This window comes from Cohnella hongkongensis (genome assembly GCF_042654645.1).
Lineage (GTDB): Bacteria > Bacillota > Bacilli > Paenibacillales > Paenibacillaceae > Cohnella > Cohnella hongkongensis.
This window is the reverse complement of the sequence record NZ_JBHSEP010000002.1, coordinates 465,423-480,319: the sequence shown is the minus strand read 5'-3', so window position 1 is coordinate 480,319 and position 14,897 is coordinate 465,423. Positions and strand designations below refer to the sequence as shown.

Here is a 14,897-nt window from a genome sequence, read left to right as displayed (position 1 = left end):
CAATTACGCCTATCGTGCGAAAGCCGCGGGAACGCCTGCGTCGACCGTGATCATGCAGCCGGTCGTTTTGGCCGACTTCGACGAAGCCAAAAATTTGACCGCTTCCGCTACATCGGCCGGGTACACGTTCAGGCGCAAGGCGCTTCTGCTGCGGTAGTAATCCTCCAGCTCTTCCGGCTGCACGCCGTAGGCCGCTGCCCTCTCGTTGCGCCAGGCGGAGCTGAATATGCCCGAGCCTTGCAGCACGGCGTCCGGGAGCACCGAATTTACCCGAATGCCGAATTCTCCGCCTTCCGCCGCAAGGCAGCGGGCCAAGTGGGTTTCGAGCGCCTTCGCGGCGCTGTACGCCGAGGCGCCCTTGCCGGCGTATACCGCGTTTTTGGACGCTACGAATACCACGCATCCGCCGGTTTGCTGCTCTTTCATTCTTCTGAAAGCCTCGCGCGCCACAAGGAAATAACCCGTTCCCAGCACGTCCATGTTCAACTGCCATTCCTTCAGAGAGGTTTCGTCGAAGGGGCTGGACGTCGCCAGTCCGGCATTGTTCACCACAATATCAATGCCGCCGAAACGCAGGGCCGCCATATCGAATGCCCGGCGGACATCCTGCTCGCTGGTTACGTCCATCTTAACAGCTAATGCCGCTTCTCCGCTGCCGATCGAGCCGTTCAACTCCTCCGCCAGCCTTTGAACTCCTTCTTCATTGAGATCCGCCAGAACGACATGGGCGCCCTCGCGGACGAATTGCCGAGCGGTCTCGCTTCCGATCCCGCCTGCCGCTCCGGTAATCAGTACGACTTGACGGGCGAACTCGGCTTCGGGTGGCGCCAGCGAAAGCTTGTAGACTTCCAGAGGCCAGTATTCGATCCCGTAAGATTCGCGCTCATCCAAGGAAACGAAGCGTTCGCCCAGCGCGGAGACTCCCTTCATTACGGCGATGGCGCGATGGTACAGCGAAGCGCTAAGCATGGCGTGAAACCGGCTGCGGCCGGTGCTGATCATACCGATGCCCGGAATCAGAATGATCCGCGGCGACGCTTCATATGCTGTATCTCCGTCCACGCGGTTTCTTGCGAAATAGGCCGAATATTCGGCGATATAAGCTTCCACATCGTCGCGCAGCCTGCGCTTCAGGCCGTCGATATCACCATCGGCGGGATTCCAGTCGACGAACAGAGGAAGCCGTTTCGTATGAATGAGATGGTCGGGGCACGCCGCTCCGATCTGAGAGATCTGGGCGGATTCATTCCCGTTTACGAAAGCCAGCACATCATCGTTATCGTCGTAATTCAGAATCATCCGCTTGTCCAGGCCGACCAGCCCGCGCACATACGGCAGGATGGCGGTCAGAATCCGCTTGCGTTCCTCCGCAGGCAGCGCTCGATGCCGCGAACCTCCGTACAGTACGGCATGGCGCGCCTTTTCTTCGATATAAAGCTCCGCTTGGCGAATCGCCGAGATCGTGCTGCGATAGCAAGCTTCGGAGCTGTCTCCCCAGGTGACCAGGCCGTGCTTGGCCATCAGCACGAGCTCGGCGTCGGGGTTGTTCTGCAAAGCTTCCAAAATCAGCTTCGACATCTCGAAGCCCGGTCGGACATAAGGAACCCAGACGAACCGATTGCCGTAAATTTCCCGGGCGATCTCCCGTCCGTTCTCCGAGCAGCAAAGGCTGATAATCGCGTCCGGATGGGTATGATCGATATGACGGTACGGCAAAAACGCATGCAGCAGCGTTTCGATTGAAGCCCGCGGGCGCCGACTATCCGTCATGCAGCGTTCCAAATATTCGACCATCTTCTCGTCCGTCATGGAAGCTCGGCTAATCAACTCGCGGATGGGCTCCAGGCTGAGCGCGGTGAACTGATTTTCGGACATCGTCCCCAGATCGGAGCCGCTTCCTTTGACCCAAAGCGTAAGGGTCCCCCTGCCCCGAAAATCCTTTTCAATCGTTTTCATCGACGTGTTTCCGCCGCCCCAATTCGCTACTCTGCGATCGGTCCCCAACAGGCGGGAGCGGTACGCCAGTTCCGGCAATCCTTCCGGCAAGCTGTTCGCTGCCTGACGATCCCATAAATCTTGAATCATTCCGAGTGTCCTCCCCCGTGGCCATACATCTTATTGGTCAAAAAGAAGCTTTCGCATAAACCGGCTAGCGCCGACCGCGTCCTTGGAAGCGATCAAATCCCGGATCCTTTCGGGGTCGGCCCGGTCCATTACGCGTTCGAACGCGAGCAGCCATTGCACGCTTTCGTTCACCGCGTCGCGTCCGTTCTCGCGATAAGGAAACTGGTCTACGGTGATCCAGCCCTTGTATTCCGTACGGCTCAGCCAGTAATAAAATTCGAGAAATTCCAGCGTATGAACGGTGCCGACGATCATGTCGTCATCCCAGTGCCGGTAATTGTCGTTAATGTGAACATGCTTCAGTTTATTTCCGTATTTCTTGAGCATCGCAACTGATTCCGCCGGGTTCTCGTATCCGAGCAGCGCATGCCCGTAATCCAATGCGATCCCGCAGTTTTCGGCCCCGATTTCATTCACCATAAGCAAAGCGACTCCAACCGTGCTGACATAGCTGTGCGTGCGAGGCTCCTTCAGCTTGTATTCCAGAACGATGTCAATGTCGGGACGGTAGAGGCAGGCTTCCTTAACGCCCGCTGCGAACCAGTCGCGTTCCCGAATGTAATCGGCCTGGAACAAGGAGTCGTATCCATCCTGCCCCGGCCAGATCGTCACCATGCCGCAATTCGCTTCACTCGCCAGATCCATCGCCTGCTTCGTCGCCCCGATCGCCTGCGAGCGAATTTCCGCATCGATGCTCGACAGGCTGCCTTGCTTGAACTTGCTCTGCGTAAAAAGATCCACGGCCAATGAAACGATAGCGAGTCCCGTTCGTTCCGAGTGCGCCTTGACCTCATCCCATTGCTCCGCTATTTCCGGGGTCAGCACGATATCCACGCCGGACAGATGCTCGATGGAGGCCGCCCGATCGAACAGCTCCTGCACGGAGAAGGGCTCGCTGTAAGCCGGACAGTAACGGTCGAAGCAGGAGCCGACATTTTGCAAAAAAACCGAGTAACGATAGCCCATATTTATTCTCCTTTCCGTTCTTAAACCGCATGGAACAGGCGCACGAAGGCAAAGCCGCCGCGCAGTTCAACCTTTAGTCCCCGGAAGGCCAACTCCGCTCCATCGGTTGTTTCGCTGCCGTCCGTGAGCGGATCGGTCACCCGATAGGCGCGCGAGGCGTCCAGCCCCTTCATACGGACACGCAAACTGACGTCGCCCTCGGCCACGAATCCGAATACGATGCTGTTGCGGCCGGCGCGATCCGCGAATTGTACGATGTCCGGCTGGTCCGCTCGGCCCGGCGAAGAGGTGAGCGGATAGAAGTTCTCTACGAGCAGCCACCGCCATTCCTTGTATCGCTCAATTAGACGGGCCGCCCGGGCGGTTAATTCCTTTGACCAACTGGCCACGTCCCCGTTGATGGAGAACGTTCCCAGCATTCGTGACACAAAATCCAAATCGCCGAAACAGTCGTCGCCAGCGCCGATCTTCAGGACGGTTACGGCGCTGTTGAGCAGATTGCCGGGCAAAAACCGGCTGGCGCCGCTCTGTATATATCTGCAAATATTAGGGTCAAAGCTGTGATCGGAAATCCAAGCCGTATGGCATCTCCGGAGAATGCCCAGATCGATCCTTCTTCCGCCGGAAGCGCAAGCTTCGAACAGAACGTGCGGGTATCGCTCCTTAAGCCGGTCGAACATGCGATACAGACCCTCAACGTATCGGAACATCAGCTTTCCGGAACGATCCGCCCGGCGAAAATATTCCATAGGCTCGATATTATAGTCGAAGCGGATCCATTTCAAATCCAGCTTTTCGATCCAGAAGGCTGTCGTTTCAATCGCCCAATCGACCGCGTCGGACATCGCCAGGTTCAAATGCCGGTACTCCTGATGCATCAGTCTTGGAACGTGCTCGGCGGTCAGAAACCATTCAGGCCGTTCCCGGCAAATATCGCTCTCGCGATGCGCTCTTTCCAGCTCCAACCAAAAGCCCATCTTCATTCCCAGATTCCGCACGAATGCGGATAACGGCTCAATGCCTTCCGGGAACTTGCTTTCGTCGACGGAATACCAGTTCCCTACGCCCTTGTCGAAGCTCTCCCTGAACCAGCCCGCATCAAGGACGAAGTACTCCATTCCGAGCTCCGCGCACCTCAGCGCCTGCCGTTTCAAAAAATCGATGTCGAACTCGTTGTTGATGCCCGCCCACGTATCGTAGCTGACCGTCGGCAGCTTCGGTTGACGATCGCAGGACGGCACGATATGTTCAAGCACATAACGGCGAAAGCTGTTGCAGCCGTCATCCGCGTCTCCTTCGTAAAACACCAAGTGTACCGTCGGAAGCGCCAGGAGCTCGTCCGGCTGCAGCTTCAGGCCATCGACCGGAATGACGAACTCGTTCTCGTGTACGCCCAGTTCGGGCACATAGCTTAGCTGCTGCCGCCACAGCCCCGACCATTCCAGGCCGGATACGACGCCGGCTCCCGGAACGGCGCTCAGCAGAAACGGCAAGTCCCGGTTCGAGGATCGGCCGTCCGGCGCCGAAGACAAAGCGACAGGGGAGGCGATCTGCCTGTTGGTGCGCGAGAAGGTGCCCGTGCGCGTAAATTCCGTAAAGGCCAGGGGAGGATAATAGTCCTCGTCCGTGCCGCCGGAAACGGCGCGGCTGATCATGCGATCGGAAGCCCATATCAGACGCAGCGGATATATCAACTGCCACTCGTCCGGTTCGGGGCTTATACCTCTTAGCGTCGTTTGAATCTCCAGCACATGATCCGTCTGCCTTCTCAGCTCTACGACCGCTTCCGTACGACGGCTTGTTAAAGCCAGCTTCAGGGATCGTTCGCCTGCCATGTCCGCTTGGAGCAGATCCCACTCCGCTTCTTGCTCCCGGCCCGCCGGGACGAAATCGAATGACAAAAGCTCTTGCAGATCCGATGGAAGAGCCTGCTTCAACCAATTATTCAATATGACTGTAGAATTGTTCATATCCAAGCTCTCCTTGTAGTCCTCTGATCTATCCTTTTACGCTGCCTTCGACCAGCCCTTCTACGAATCTGCGCTGCAGCAGCAAATACAGAATCAGAATCGGGGCGGTCGTGATGACGCCGGCAGCCGAAATCAACGTCCAATCGCTGCTGTATCGGCCCGAGAAGGCCAAGTAACGGGTAGCCACCGTCCGGGTCTCGTCCGAAATGAGAAAAGCGTTGGCGAAAAAAAACTCGTTCCACGTCCATAGCGAGACGAGAACGGCAAGCGTCATGAAGGCGGATTTGGCGATCGGCACGATCATTTTCAGAAGCACCATCGTTTCGCTGCAGCCGTCGATCTTGGCGCTTTCAATCAGCTCGTTCGGAATTTTCACCAAAAAGGCCCGGAGCATAAAAATGCTGAATGGCAAAAATATGGCGGAGTAAATTAAAATCATGCCCCCGAGCGTGTCCATTAAGTTGAACTTTTGCCACAAATAAAATAGCGGAACCAAAAACAAGCCAAGGGGGATCGACATCGTAAACAGCAGCAGTCCCATTACGGCGTTGGAGCCCTTGAACCGCAATTTTGCTAGGGCATAAGCGGCCAGCCCCGCGCTGACGCAGATGATAAGGATGCAGGATATGCCGACGAGCACGCTGTTCCCGAATGCTCGGGCATATTCCCCTTGTACCCAAGCATCGGAAAAATTGGTCCATACGAGTCGCTCGGGCAAATGAAAAGGGTTGTCGTTTAACCCGCCGGCCGGTTTGAGCGCATTATTCAGCATGAGCAGCAGGGGACCGAGGACGAAAATCAGGATGGCAACGATCGGAATATGAACCCACAATCGCTTCAGTCTCACACGTCCCACCCTTTCCTTCGAATGATGCCAAAACCGACGATCACAATAACGCTGAATAACCCCATGGTCGTCGCAACGGCGCTGGCGTACCCCGGCTGGTAATCGTAGAGAGCCAGCTTGTACATATAAGTGGCAAGCAGCTCGGTAGCCCGCCCGGGTCCCCCTTGGGTCATCACATAGACGTAATCGAACGCGGTAAACGACCAAATAATGATCAGCATATAGATCAGCACCAGCGTCGGCCGCAGCTGGGGAAGAACGACATGCCAGAAAATGCGGATCCGGTTCGCTCCTTCCAATTTGGCGGATTCCTCCTGATGGACGTCCTTTTGCTGCAAAGCCATCAGAAACAGCACAAAAATAAACCCCCAGAAATGCCACGTATCGGCAAGCGCAACGGAGAAAAGCGCCAGCTTTTCGTTCCCCAACCAATTCAACGCCAGCCAACCGGCGCCGGCCCTTTCCAGTACTTCATTGATCCCGACGAACGGATTGTAGATCCAGGACCATGTCTTGGCCGTTACGACGGTGGAGATGATGTAGGGGACGAACAGGATGGAGCGATACAGCATCTGGCCTCTGCCGATCCCGCTCACGAGGAGGGCTGCGGACAATCCGAGCAGAACGGGAACCGTAAGGAAAAACAGCATCCATTTCAAGTTGTTGAACAGCGCTTGATAAAAAATGGCGTCTTTGAACAGGTGTGCATAATTGTCGAGGCCGATAAAACCGAAGGAGCGGATTCCATCCCAGTCCGTCATGGACAGGAAGACGGTCCCGATGATCGGCCCGCCCACAACCAAGGCCAGCAGCAAAAGCGTCGGGAGAAGCATCAGCCAAGGGTGCCAAGCTTTCATGACGGTTTGTAGACCTCCTTAAGCCTCCAAGAGGGAAGCGGAATTCCGCCGCACCTCTTGGCAGGCAATCTTCCGGTAGCGCTAATCCTTGAAGTTGAACAAGCTGCCGTTTTTCGCATCTTCCTCCGCCTTGGCCTGCGTATGATCCAGGAACTCGTCCACCGTCATTTGCTGCAGAAGAACGGAGTCCAGATTTTGCCACAGATAAGAATCCGTTCTGGGCGGGTAATACGTCCACGACAAGTATCCGGCGCTTCCTTCGAGCGCCTTGTCCAGCGTTTCATATACTTGCTTCACCAGTGGGTCTAGCGCATCGGAACCGGAACCGACCTCCTTGACCGGATAGAACTGGCCGAACTGAAGCGCGGCCGCGGCCGTTTCCGCCGTATACAGGCGGTCAAGAAAATCGCTGGCCAAGCCAGGAATCGAAGTGTTGGCGTTTATGCCCGTCATCGATCCGAGTCCGATTTGCAGATCGGCTTCCACGCCGGAGCGCCAAGCCGGCATCGTGAAAAATCCGACCTCGAAATCGGGCTTTTTGTCGGCGAGCCGGGCCAGCACCCAAGTGCCTTCGTTGTCCATGGCCGCTTTGCCGCTCGCAAACAGGTTCCAGCCGTCATCCATCGTTAGGATCGGCGCCTTCTTGTCCGAAATGTATCCGTTTTGATAAAGATCGACCAGCTTCTGGGCGGCTTCCTTCATCAGCTCGTTGTTCCAGGGAATATCGCCCTTCAGCATCCGCTTCATTTCCTCGGAGCCCAAGGTGTTGCCGAATGCGATCGAATACCACCAGGCGTTCGCCGCTTTGACATCGCCGGAGCCGTAGCCGAAAGGAATAATGCCCTTGTCCATCATGCTTTGGCCGAGGCTGAACAGCTCCTCGTAGCTGGTCGGTACGCTCCATCCGTTCTCCCGGAACATATCTTTGTTGTACCAGACGAGCATTGTTTCATATTCGCTCGGAAGCCCGTACAGCTTGCCGTTGACGAACCCCGTTTCGTAAGCCCAATCGAAGAAACGATCCTTCCAGCCGTACTTGTCGGCATAATCGTCGAGAGGCAGCAAATAATTCGCTTTGGCGAATTCGGCGAGCAGCGTCGGACCGTCCGTGGTCACGATGTCGGGACCGGCCCCCGCGGCCAACTGCTGCCTGGCAGCAGCGGTCGGGTTCTCGGTTTCCACCCATTTGACGCTCGATCCGGGATGGGCCTTTTCGAAAGGCTGGATGACGAGCCGGTTATAAAGCTCTTTTTCCGCGACATCTACTTTTTGCGTGATCCAGTAAATATCGCCCTTTTCCTGCTGTTCCGATTCGGAAGGGCCGCCGGGTGACGGACTCGAATCGGAACGGCCGCCGCACGCCGAGATCAGAACCGCCATCAGTACGAACAGGGTCGCCAGTTTGACCCGATTGCCTTGAATTCCTTTTTTCATGGTATTGCCCCCTTTGAGTGGAAGTTTGTTCAAAAAATTTCATGAAGAATCGGCTGGAGTGATGTATAGCTCTCTCATTTCGCAACGTTCCGGCATCGACAGCGCGTGCAGGAGCGAATCCGCAATGTCCTCCGGCTGCGTAATGTCGTGCCTGTCGGCCGTTTCGCGCAGAATCGTCGTGTTGACGGAACCCGTGAACAGCGTCGTGAAGCGGACGCCGCTCCCCCGGTATTCCTCCGCCAAGCTTTTGGCCAGACCGTGCACCGCATGCTTGGTCGCGCAGTACGGTCCCATTTTGCCGATCCCTTTGAACGATGCGTCAGACGCCACAAAGACGATATGGCCCGTCCGGTTAAGGGGACGTCTGATCAACATTTCCCGCGTGGCCAGAAATACGGCATCCACATTGATGGCGAACAGGCTCCTCCAGGAGTCGAACGATTGCTCGGCGAATGGCGTTTCCTCGGCAATGCCGGCGTTGTTGATCAGAATATCGACGGGTCGCCCCAAACGGCCGTCGATTTCTTCGAAAAGCCGCTTCACCTCCTTTTCCTGAGTCAAGTCGGCCGCGATGGCGAAGCCCGGGGTCGGGCTGAAGGTCAGCTCCAAATCAAGCGTTTTCAATTCGCTTGAAGCCCTCGCAGTGCCGATGACGGTCACGTCTTGGGCGGTCAGTCTCGTCGCGATCGCCCGGCCGATTCCTCTGCTGGCTCCCGTTACTAGCGCTGTCTTGCCGCTTAAACGACTCTTCATGCCGGACCGCCGGGCTTCATTCTGGTCAACTCCGTCCAATTGCGCTGCGGGTCGTACCCCAAGTCTCTGCGGGCGGAAGAGATATCGAATGCGGCCTCGGGATGTCCCGCCACGATGAAATAGCTGCTTTGAGCGGCCCGTTGGGTCGTCACGGCGCCTTCGATGGCTTGCGCCAAGTCTTCCGGAGCGACGTATTGGAACCAATGTTTGTCCGGATTATCCGGAACCGAAGGGGGCTCGTTCTGCCCGTCGCCGTCGATGACGCCGGGGCGGATATGGATGACCGGGACGGAATACGCTTGCGAATAAGCGCGGCCGATTTCTTCTCCCAGCCATTTGCCCAACACGTAATACAGGTCGTAAGAGCCGGCCCGGAACGGATCGTCTTCGCGTACCGGCTTGTCCAGCGGACCTTCCCGATACCCGATCGCAAGTATGCTGCTGATGTTGACAATTTTGCGCACGCCTGCCTGTACGGCCGCCTCCATCGTGTTCCAGGTGCCCTTCACCATGATGTCGTTAAAGGCGCCGAGCGGCAGATGCTCCCGGTTGCGCACGATGGAAACCAAATGAATGACGATGTCCTGATCTTCGCATGCCTTGCGGATATCCTCGAAGGAGGTGATGTCCCCCTGGACGAAGTCGTGAAGCGGGCGGTCATCGGACGGAGTCACGCGGTCGAAGCCCCTTAGGCGATACCCCTGCCTTGCGAGCCGCTCGACAACGAAACGTGCCAAATAACCGCTGGCTCCGGTAATCAGAATGCGGGGCGAATTAGATATTTGTGTCACTCCCAATCTCTCCTTACGTCAGTTATAATGTTTGTAAGCGCTATCTAATTGCTATTTTATTGATGTCTTCTACCGATCTCCATAGATATATGTGTTTTAGATGTGTATATATGTGTCGAATAGAATGAAGGGAGAAAAGGAGGAAAACGATGGATTTTTCCGCTTTCAAGCCGTTGTTCGCGAAGCATGCGACCCTTGCAAACCTGAATCGGGTCGAATATATCAACAATCCGAATTTGCAGGCGGATCTGGATCTTTACTTCTGCGGCTATGAGAAGGTCGATCCCGATTTCGCCTGCGGACCGATGGTCAGAGACAGCTATTTGATCCACTACATTGAGCATGGAAGCGGCTGGTACTGGTTCAACAAACAGAAATATAAGGCGCAAAGCTCGGATATCTTCGTTATCTTTCCTGGAGATGTCATTTCTTATGAAACCGTTCGGGAGGATGCTTGGACATTTTATTGGTTTGCCTTCAACGGCAAACGGGCGGCGGAATGCATCAACCGAATCGGCGTAAGCCGCGACCAGCCGGTGCGGCGGGTCGGGCAGGAGCATCGGATCGTAGAACTTAACAGCGCCTTGCTGAACGCCTTCGAAAACGGCGGACATTCGATGGAGCTTGCCGGTATTCTCTATCTGCTGATTTCCGAGTTGGAAAAGTCGAATCCGCATGTAAATTCGGAGTCCAAAGCCATTAACAACGCTTCCGCCAACATCCAGAAAGCGCTGCTTTACATTGACCACAACTATATGCATGCCATTAACGTGAAGCATATCGCCGATTACGTCGGGTTGGAGCGTGCTTACTTTTCCAAGCTGTTCAAGAAAGAGGTCGGAGAATCGCCGTACGATTACTTGATCCAGTATCGGTTGCGCAAGTCGATCCAATTGATGCATAATACGGAACTGTCGATTGTTGAAATCGGAAGGCTGGTCGGGATTGAGGACGGTCATCACTTTTCCAGGCTGTTCAAGCAAATTATAGGAATTTCTCCGAATCAGTACCGGAAAATTATGAAGAGAACGCCGTCTTCGATCGATTCCCCGAAATAAAAGGGGTACGAGCCTGACGGGCGGCAAGCCGGGATAAACGGGGAGCAAGCCGTCAATGCTGATCTGAGAAGGGAGGCGAACGCGTGGAAGTCTGGTTTATGGGAACGAGTGCGGGGATGCCGATCGCGGAGAGGAACGTCTCTTCCGTCGCGCTGAACCTGACCCGGGGCAAAGGAACGCTATGGATGTTCGACTGCGGGGAAGGAACGCAGCATCAGCTGCTCCGCACGCCGCTGAAGCTGAGCCGGTTGACGAAGCTGTTCATTACGCATCTGCACGGCGACCATCTGTTCGGAGTGCCCGGCTTGCTGAGCAGCAGATCCTCGCTCGGGGGCTTGGAGCCGCTGGACGTATACGGTCCTCCGGGCTTGCGCGAATTTATAGAAGCCGCGATGAGGCTGTCCGGCACCCATCTCGACTATCCGCTTAACGTGCATGAGATTGAAGAAGAAGGCCGCGTACTCGATGCCGAAGGGCATATCGTCGAATGCGCTATGCTGGATCATCGGGTTCCCTGCTTTGGCTATCGGGTTGCGGAGAAGCCGCGCTCCGGCGCTCTTCGCGTCGACGTTCTCGCAGCGGCGGGGGTTCCGCCGGGCCCGGCGTACGGCAGGCTGAAGGCCGGAGAAGACATCGAGCTGGAGGACGGCACCGTCATTCACGCCGCAGATGCGCTGCGCGACCCGATTGCGGGCCGCGTCGTCGCAGTGATGGGAGATACCCGACCGTGCGAAGGGGCGATCCGGCTGGCTAGAGGGGCCGATCTGCTAGTGCACGAGGCGACGTTCGCCGCCGATCTGGCGGAGAAGGCCGATCTGTACGGCCACTCTACGGCGCTGCAGGCCGCCGAGACCGCCAGAGCCGCCGGAGCGGCCCGGCTGCTGATGACCCATTTCAGCTCCCGGTACAGACGGGAGGATCTCGCCCTGCTGGAGGAGCAGGCCCGGAGCGTCTTCCCGAACTCGGAAGCGGCGAGCGAGCGGACGCCCTACCCGGTTCCTCCGGTGCGAAGAGGCGAGGAGGAGTAACGGGAGGGGAGCTGTCCGGATGCGGTTACCGCTGCGCCAGGCCGGCATGCTTGCGGCGAAATTGGCCGGGCGTGAGCTTCTTCTCCCGCAGGAAAACTCTCGTGAAGTAGTGAACCGACGAGAACCCGGTCTCCTCGGCGATCCCCTTGATCGGGAGATCGCTGCCCGCCAGCAGTCCGGCGGCCCGTCGGATGCGTTCGCCGCGCACGTAATTCGTGAAGTTCTCCCCGATTCCGCGGGAGAACAAGCGGGAGAGGTGTCGCTCCGACACGTTCAAGTTGCCCGCGATTTCCCGCAGGCTTAGCGGGCGGGACAGATTGTCCCGGATATAGAGCTTGGCCTGGCGAAGCAGAACGTCCGCGCTCCCGATCTCCCGCGACCGGGAGGGCGCGCGAGCCTCCTCGCTGCCGAACAGGCCGGGGAAGCTCAGCAGCAAGGCGCCCGCAGCGGCCAGCAGGGCGCCCGGCGACAGACTCCTTCTGTCCTCACGCAGCAGCAGGCACTTCCACAGCAGCGACGCCGGCAGGTCTCCGTCGTCGTAGACGCACGTCTCGCCTTTCTCGGCAAGCGCCCGGTAGGATTCATACGCTTCGTCGGTCGAACTGTGCTCCTCCGGCTCGAACGCGACATACAGCAAATACATGCCGTCTCTCGAACGAATCTGATGATGGACGCCCGGTCTCGAACAGAAGTGGGCTCCGGGCCGCAGCGGATAGTCGATCCCTTTCTCCGAATACTCCCCTTCTCCCTCCAGCACGTAACAGATTTCGAAAAAGGAATGCTTGTGCACCGGATTGCTGAAATGCCGGGGATTGACGCCCCAGTAATGAATTTTGAAGTCCGCTCCGTTCCCGCTTACTCTTGTCGCCTGCCCGTTCAGCAGCGCTTGCGTTTCATGGCTGAGATCCATGTATCCCGCTCTCCCCGTATCGAGTTCAAGTCCTTATTGTGCAAAAACAGGTCATCTCCGGTCAAAGACCGGGCATGCTCGACACCTATACAATAAAGCAGGAAGGACATCGAATTCAATCTCTTCGAGGACGAAGGAGGAACGGGCATGATACGTGCGGAGGATGCGGAATTTTACAAAGAAAACGGGTACTTGCTGGTGAAGGGCGTCTTTCGTTCGGAGGAGGTCAAGCAGATGCGTGCGGCGGTGGACGCCATCATCCAGAGAGCGGCCGCGACGAATCGGGACGCGAACGCCGCCTGGCAGGGAGACTATCTGCCTCCCGAGCAGCTGAAGAAGCTGGTGCTTAAGGGCTTTCACGACGTTCACTACCATGACGCGGCTTTCATGCGCGCGGCGATCCATCCGAACATGGCTGCGGTACTGTCGAAGCTGATCGGCCCGAACGTGCAGCTGCATCATTCCAAAATGCTGGTGAAGCCGCCGGAGAACGGCGCCGCATTCCCGATGCACCAGGACTACCCTTATTTTCCCCACGAGAAGCACACGATGCTGGCCGCCAGCGTCCATCTGGACGACGCCGACGAAGAGAACGGCTGTCTGCGGGTCGTTCCGGGATCGCACAAGCAGGGACCGCTGCCCCATGTCGGCAGGCATTATCTCGATCACAGGACGTATCCGATCACAGACGGCACGCTGTGCGAGGCGGAGGCCGGGGACGTGCTGTTCTTTAACTATTTGACGATCCACGGCTCCTCGGTCAACCGGAGCGAACGGACGAGAAGGAATGTGCTGTTCCAATACCGCGACCCGACTGATTTTCCGACCGAGAACGTGCATTTCGATTGGGGAATGGGACTGATGATCAGCGGCGAAAATCCCCACTTCGATAAAGTGAAGCCCGATTATCGCATCGTCGGCTAGCCGCTCAAAGAGACAAGAAAAACGCAAACGAAACTTGGTTTATCGGAAATACACCGGACCGCGAAACTCTTATGATGAAGCCATGGATCCAAAAATCCAAATAGTGCTGAGGGAGTCGAGTCCGATGTTGAACGAGAGCCAATTGGCCGAATTCGAGCGCAACGGTTTTCTGAAAGGAGGAGTCGTGCTAAGCGACGACGAGGTGGAGGCGCTTCGCGAAGAGCTGGAGCTGGTCATGGCGGGGAAATCGGTGAAAAAGCCGGTGCTGGCCCACAACATGCTAGCCGACGGGGAAGAGGGAGCGACTCCCTATGACGGAATGAAAATGATCGTGAACGAGAAAGTCATTCAGATCGTCAACATCTGGATGGCCAGCGACGCGTTCTTTCAGCACGCCGCGAATAAGAGAATCGTCGAGGAGATCGCTCAGCTGTGCAATACCGACACGGTACGCATCTGGCACGATCAGGTCCAATATAAGCCGCCGGTGACGGGCGGGCCGACCGCCTGGCACCAGGATCATCCGCTCTGGCCGATCATCCAGCCGGCCGATCTGGTCAGCGCCTGGGTCGCCCTCGACGATGCGGTTGTCGAGAACGGCTGCATGTGGATGGTGCCAGGCAGTCACAAGTGGGGCGATCAGCAGAAATATTTGACGAGCGACAAGGACTTCATGCCCTGCCATCGCCGCCCGGAGCTGCTGCCGGAAGGCGCGGAGGTGAAAGCGGTCCCGTTCGAGATTAAGAAAGGGCAGGTCGGCTACCACCACAGCCTGACCTGGCACGGCAGTCCGCACAACCGCTCGGATAAGAAGCGCCGGGCGATCGCCGTTCACTACATGCCGGGCCATACGAGGTACGTGCCGTCCAGCGACCATGTCATGCTGTCTTACGTCGGCGTGAACAAAGGCGATATTTTGCAAGGGCCGCACTTTCCGGTCGTCTATTCGACCGTCGGCGCGAGCTGACCGAAGATCAGGAGCCCCTCCTCCCCGCTTGGGACGGAGGGGCTTTGCGTTCCGGGAACGAGCTATGTTCCTGACGATCCTGCTGCCTGCGCTGATGCGGCAGAGGATGCGGATTGCCGACTTCCGGTTGGCGCATTGGAACCGGAGGCTGTCCGTTCTCCTGTCGTCGTCGCTGGAGGAGCTGTGCACTTCTGCGGGACAACGCGCTCGAGAAGTGCCCGGCCGCTGCCGCTTCCGATCTCGCAGCGCTGACGTATATGGAGGAACA

General features: G+C 57.1%; 13 protein-coding genes. 4 read left to right on the top strand and 9 right to left on the bottom strand.

Annotated features, from left to right (window positions below):
- Positions 1-9 precede the first annotated feature (9 nt).
- The 8 genes from ACFO3S_RS05345 to ACFO3S_RS05310 form a co-directional block, all read right to left on the bottom strand.
- The gene (locus ACFO3S_RS05345; protein ID WP_378093063.1) at positions 10-2,085 is read right to left on the bottom strand and encodes a bifunctional aldolase/short-chain dehydrogenase; all 2,076 of its coding nucleotides are present in this window, start codon (positions 2,083-2,085) and stop codon (positions 10-12) included.
- Positions 2,086-2,115: 30 nt separating this feature from the next.
- Positions 2,116-3,090, bottom strand: a complete 975-nt coding sequence (locus tag ACFO3S_RS05340) for a sugar phosphate isomerase/epimerase family protein (protein WP_378093061.1) — start codon at positions 3,088-3,090, stop codon at positions 2,116-2,118.
- A 20-nt stretch (positions 3,091-3,110) separates the two neighbouring features.
- Positions 3,111-5,060, bottom strand: a complete 1,950-nt coding sequence (locus ACFO3S_RS05335; protein ID WP_378093059.1) for an alpha-galactosidase — start codon at positions 5,058-5,060, stop codon at positions 3,111-3,113.
- A 28-nt stretch (positions 5,061-5,088) separates the two neighbouring features.
- Positions 5,089-5,907 (bottom strand): carbohydrate ABC transporter permease, encoded by an 819-nt coding sequence (locus ACFO3S_RS05330; RefSeq protein WP_378093057.1) that lies wholly within the window; start codon positions 5,905-5,907, stop codon positions 5,089-5,091.
- Positions 5,904-6,764, bottom strand: coding sequence for a carbohydrate ABC transporter permease (locus tag ACFO3S_RS05325; RefSeq protein WP_378093055.1), 861 nt, complete (start codon positions 6,762-6,764; stop codon positions 5,904-5,906). The genes ACFO3S_RS05330 and ACFO3S_RS05325 overlap by 4 nt, the downstream gene beginning before the upstream one ends.
- Before the next feature lie 81 nt (positions 6,765-6,845).
- Positions 6,846-8,198 (bottom strand): ABC transporter substrate-binding protein, encoded by a 1,353-nt coding sequence (locus tag ACFO3S_RS05320; protein WP_378093053.1) that lies wholly within the window; start codon positions 8,196-8,198, stop codon positions 6,846-6,848.
- Between the two features lie 39 nt (positions 8,199-8,237).
- Positions 8,238-8,951, bottom strand: coding sequence for an SDR family oxidoreductase (locus tag ACFO3S_RS05315; protein ID WP_378093051.1), 714 nt, complete (start codon positions 8,949-8,951; stop codon positions 8,238-8,240).
- Positions 8,948-9,742 (bottom strand): NAD-dependent epimerase/dehydratase family protein, encoded by a 795-nt coding sequence (locus tag ACFO3S_RS05310; RefSeq protein ID WP_378093049.1) that lies wholly within the window; start codon positions 9,740-9,742, stop codon positions 8,948-8,950. Before ACFO3S_RS05310 ends, ACFO3S_RS05315 begins: the two co-directional genes overlap by 4 nt.
- 149 nt (positions 9,743-9,891) lie before the next feature.
- Between ACFO3S_RS05310 and ACFO3S_RS05305 the strand changes: the two genes are divergently transcribed.
- Complete coding sequence (locus ACFO3S_RS05305) at positions 9,892-10,800, top strand: AraC family transcriptional regulator (protein ID WP_378093047.1); 909 nt, start codon at positions 9,892-9,894, stop codon at positions 10,798-10,800.
- Positions 10,801-10,883: 83 nt separating this feature from the next.
- The gene (rnz, locus tag ACFO3S_RS05300; protein WP_378093045.1) at positions 10,884-11,828 is read left to right on the top strand and encodes a ribonuclease Z; all 945 of its coding nucleotides are present in this window, start codon (positions 10,884-10,886) and stop codon (positions 11,826-11,828) included.
- A gap of 25 nt (positions 11,829-11,853) precedes the next feature.
- Here the strand turns inward: rnz and ACFO3S_RS05295 are convergent, their stop codons facing one another.
- Positions 11,854-12,738: an AraC family transcriptional regulator gene (locus ACFO3S_RS05295; RefSeq protein ID WP_378093043.1), complete on the bottom strand. Its 885-nt coding sequence runs from the start codon at positions 12,736-12,738 to the stop codon at positions 11,854-11,856.
- 147 nt (positions 12,739-12,885) lie between these two features.
- On the opposite strand from ACFO3S_RS05295, the gene ACFO3S_RS05290 reads away from it, so the two are divergent.
- Entirely contained in the window at positions 12,886-13,662 is a 777-nt protein-coding gene (locus ACFO3S_RS05290) for a phytanoyl-CoA dioxygenase family protein (protein WP_378093041.1), read from the top strand.
- Positions 13,663-13,786: 124 nt separating this feature from the next.
- The gene (locus ACFO3S_RS05285) at positions 13,787-14,629 is read left to right on the top strand and encodes a phytanoyl-CoA dioxygenase family protein (protein ID WP_378093038.1); all 843 of its coding nucleotides are present in this window, start codon (positions 13,787-13,789) and stop codon (positions 14,627-14,629) included.
- Positions 14,630-14,897 lie beyond the last annotated feature (268 nt).

Bases quoted from the DNA above. Each gene is read 5' to 3' on its own strand.
- ACFO3S_RS05290 (WP_378093041.1), top strand. From the start codon at position 12,886: ATGATACGTGCGGAGGATGCGGAATTTTACAAAGAAAACGGGTACTTG.
- ACFO3S_RS05345 (WP_378093063.1), bottom strand. From the start codon at position 2,085: ATGATTCAAGATTTATGGGATCGTCAGGCAGCGAACAGCTTGCCGGAA.
- ACFO3S_RS05325 (WP_378093055.1), bottom strand. From the start codon at position 6,764: ATGAAAGCTTGGCACCCTTGGCTGATGCTTCTCCCGACGCTTTTGCTG.
- ACFO3S_RS05285 (WP_378093038.1), top strand. From the start codon at position 13,787: ATGTTGAACGAGAGCCAATTGGCCGAATTCGAGCGCAACGGTTTTCTG.
- ACFO3S_RS05335 (WP_378093059.1), bottom strand. From the start codon at position 5,060: ATGAACAATTCTACAGTCATATTGAATAATTGGTTGAAGCAGGCTCTT.
- ACFO3S_RS05340 (WP_378093061.1), bottom strand. From the start codon at position 3,090: ATGGGCTATCGTTACTCGGTTTTTTTGCAAAATGTCGGCTCCTGCTTC.
- ACFO3S_RS05320 (WP_378093053.1), bottom strand. From the start codon at position 8,198: ATGAAAAAAGGAATTCAAGGCAATCGGGTCAAACTGGCGACCCTGTTC.
- ACFO3S_RS05295 (WP_378093043.1), bottom strand. From the start codon at position 12,738: ATGGATCTCAGCCATGAAACGCAAGCGCTGCTGAACGGGCAGGCGACA.
- ACFO3S_RS05305 (WP_378093047.1), top strand. From the start codon at position 9,892: ATGGATTTTTCCGCTTTCAAGCCGTTGTTCGCGAAGCATGCGACCCTT.
- ACFO3S_RS05315 (WP_378093051.1), bottom strand. From the start codon at position 8,951: ATGAAGAGTCGTTTAAGCGGCAAGACAGCGCTAGTAACGGGAGCCAGC.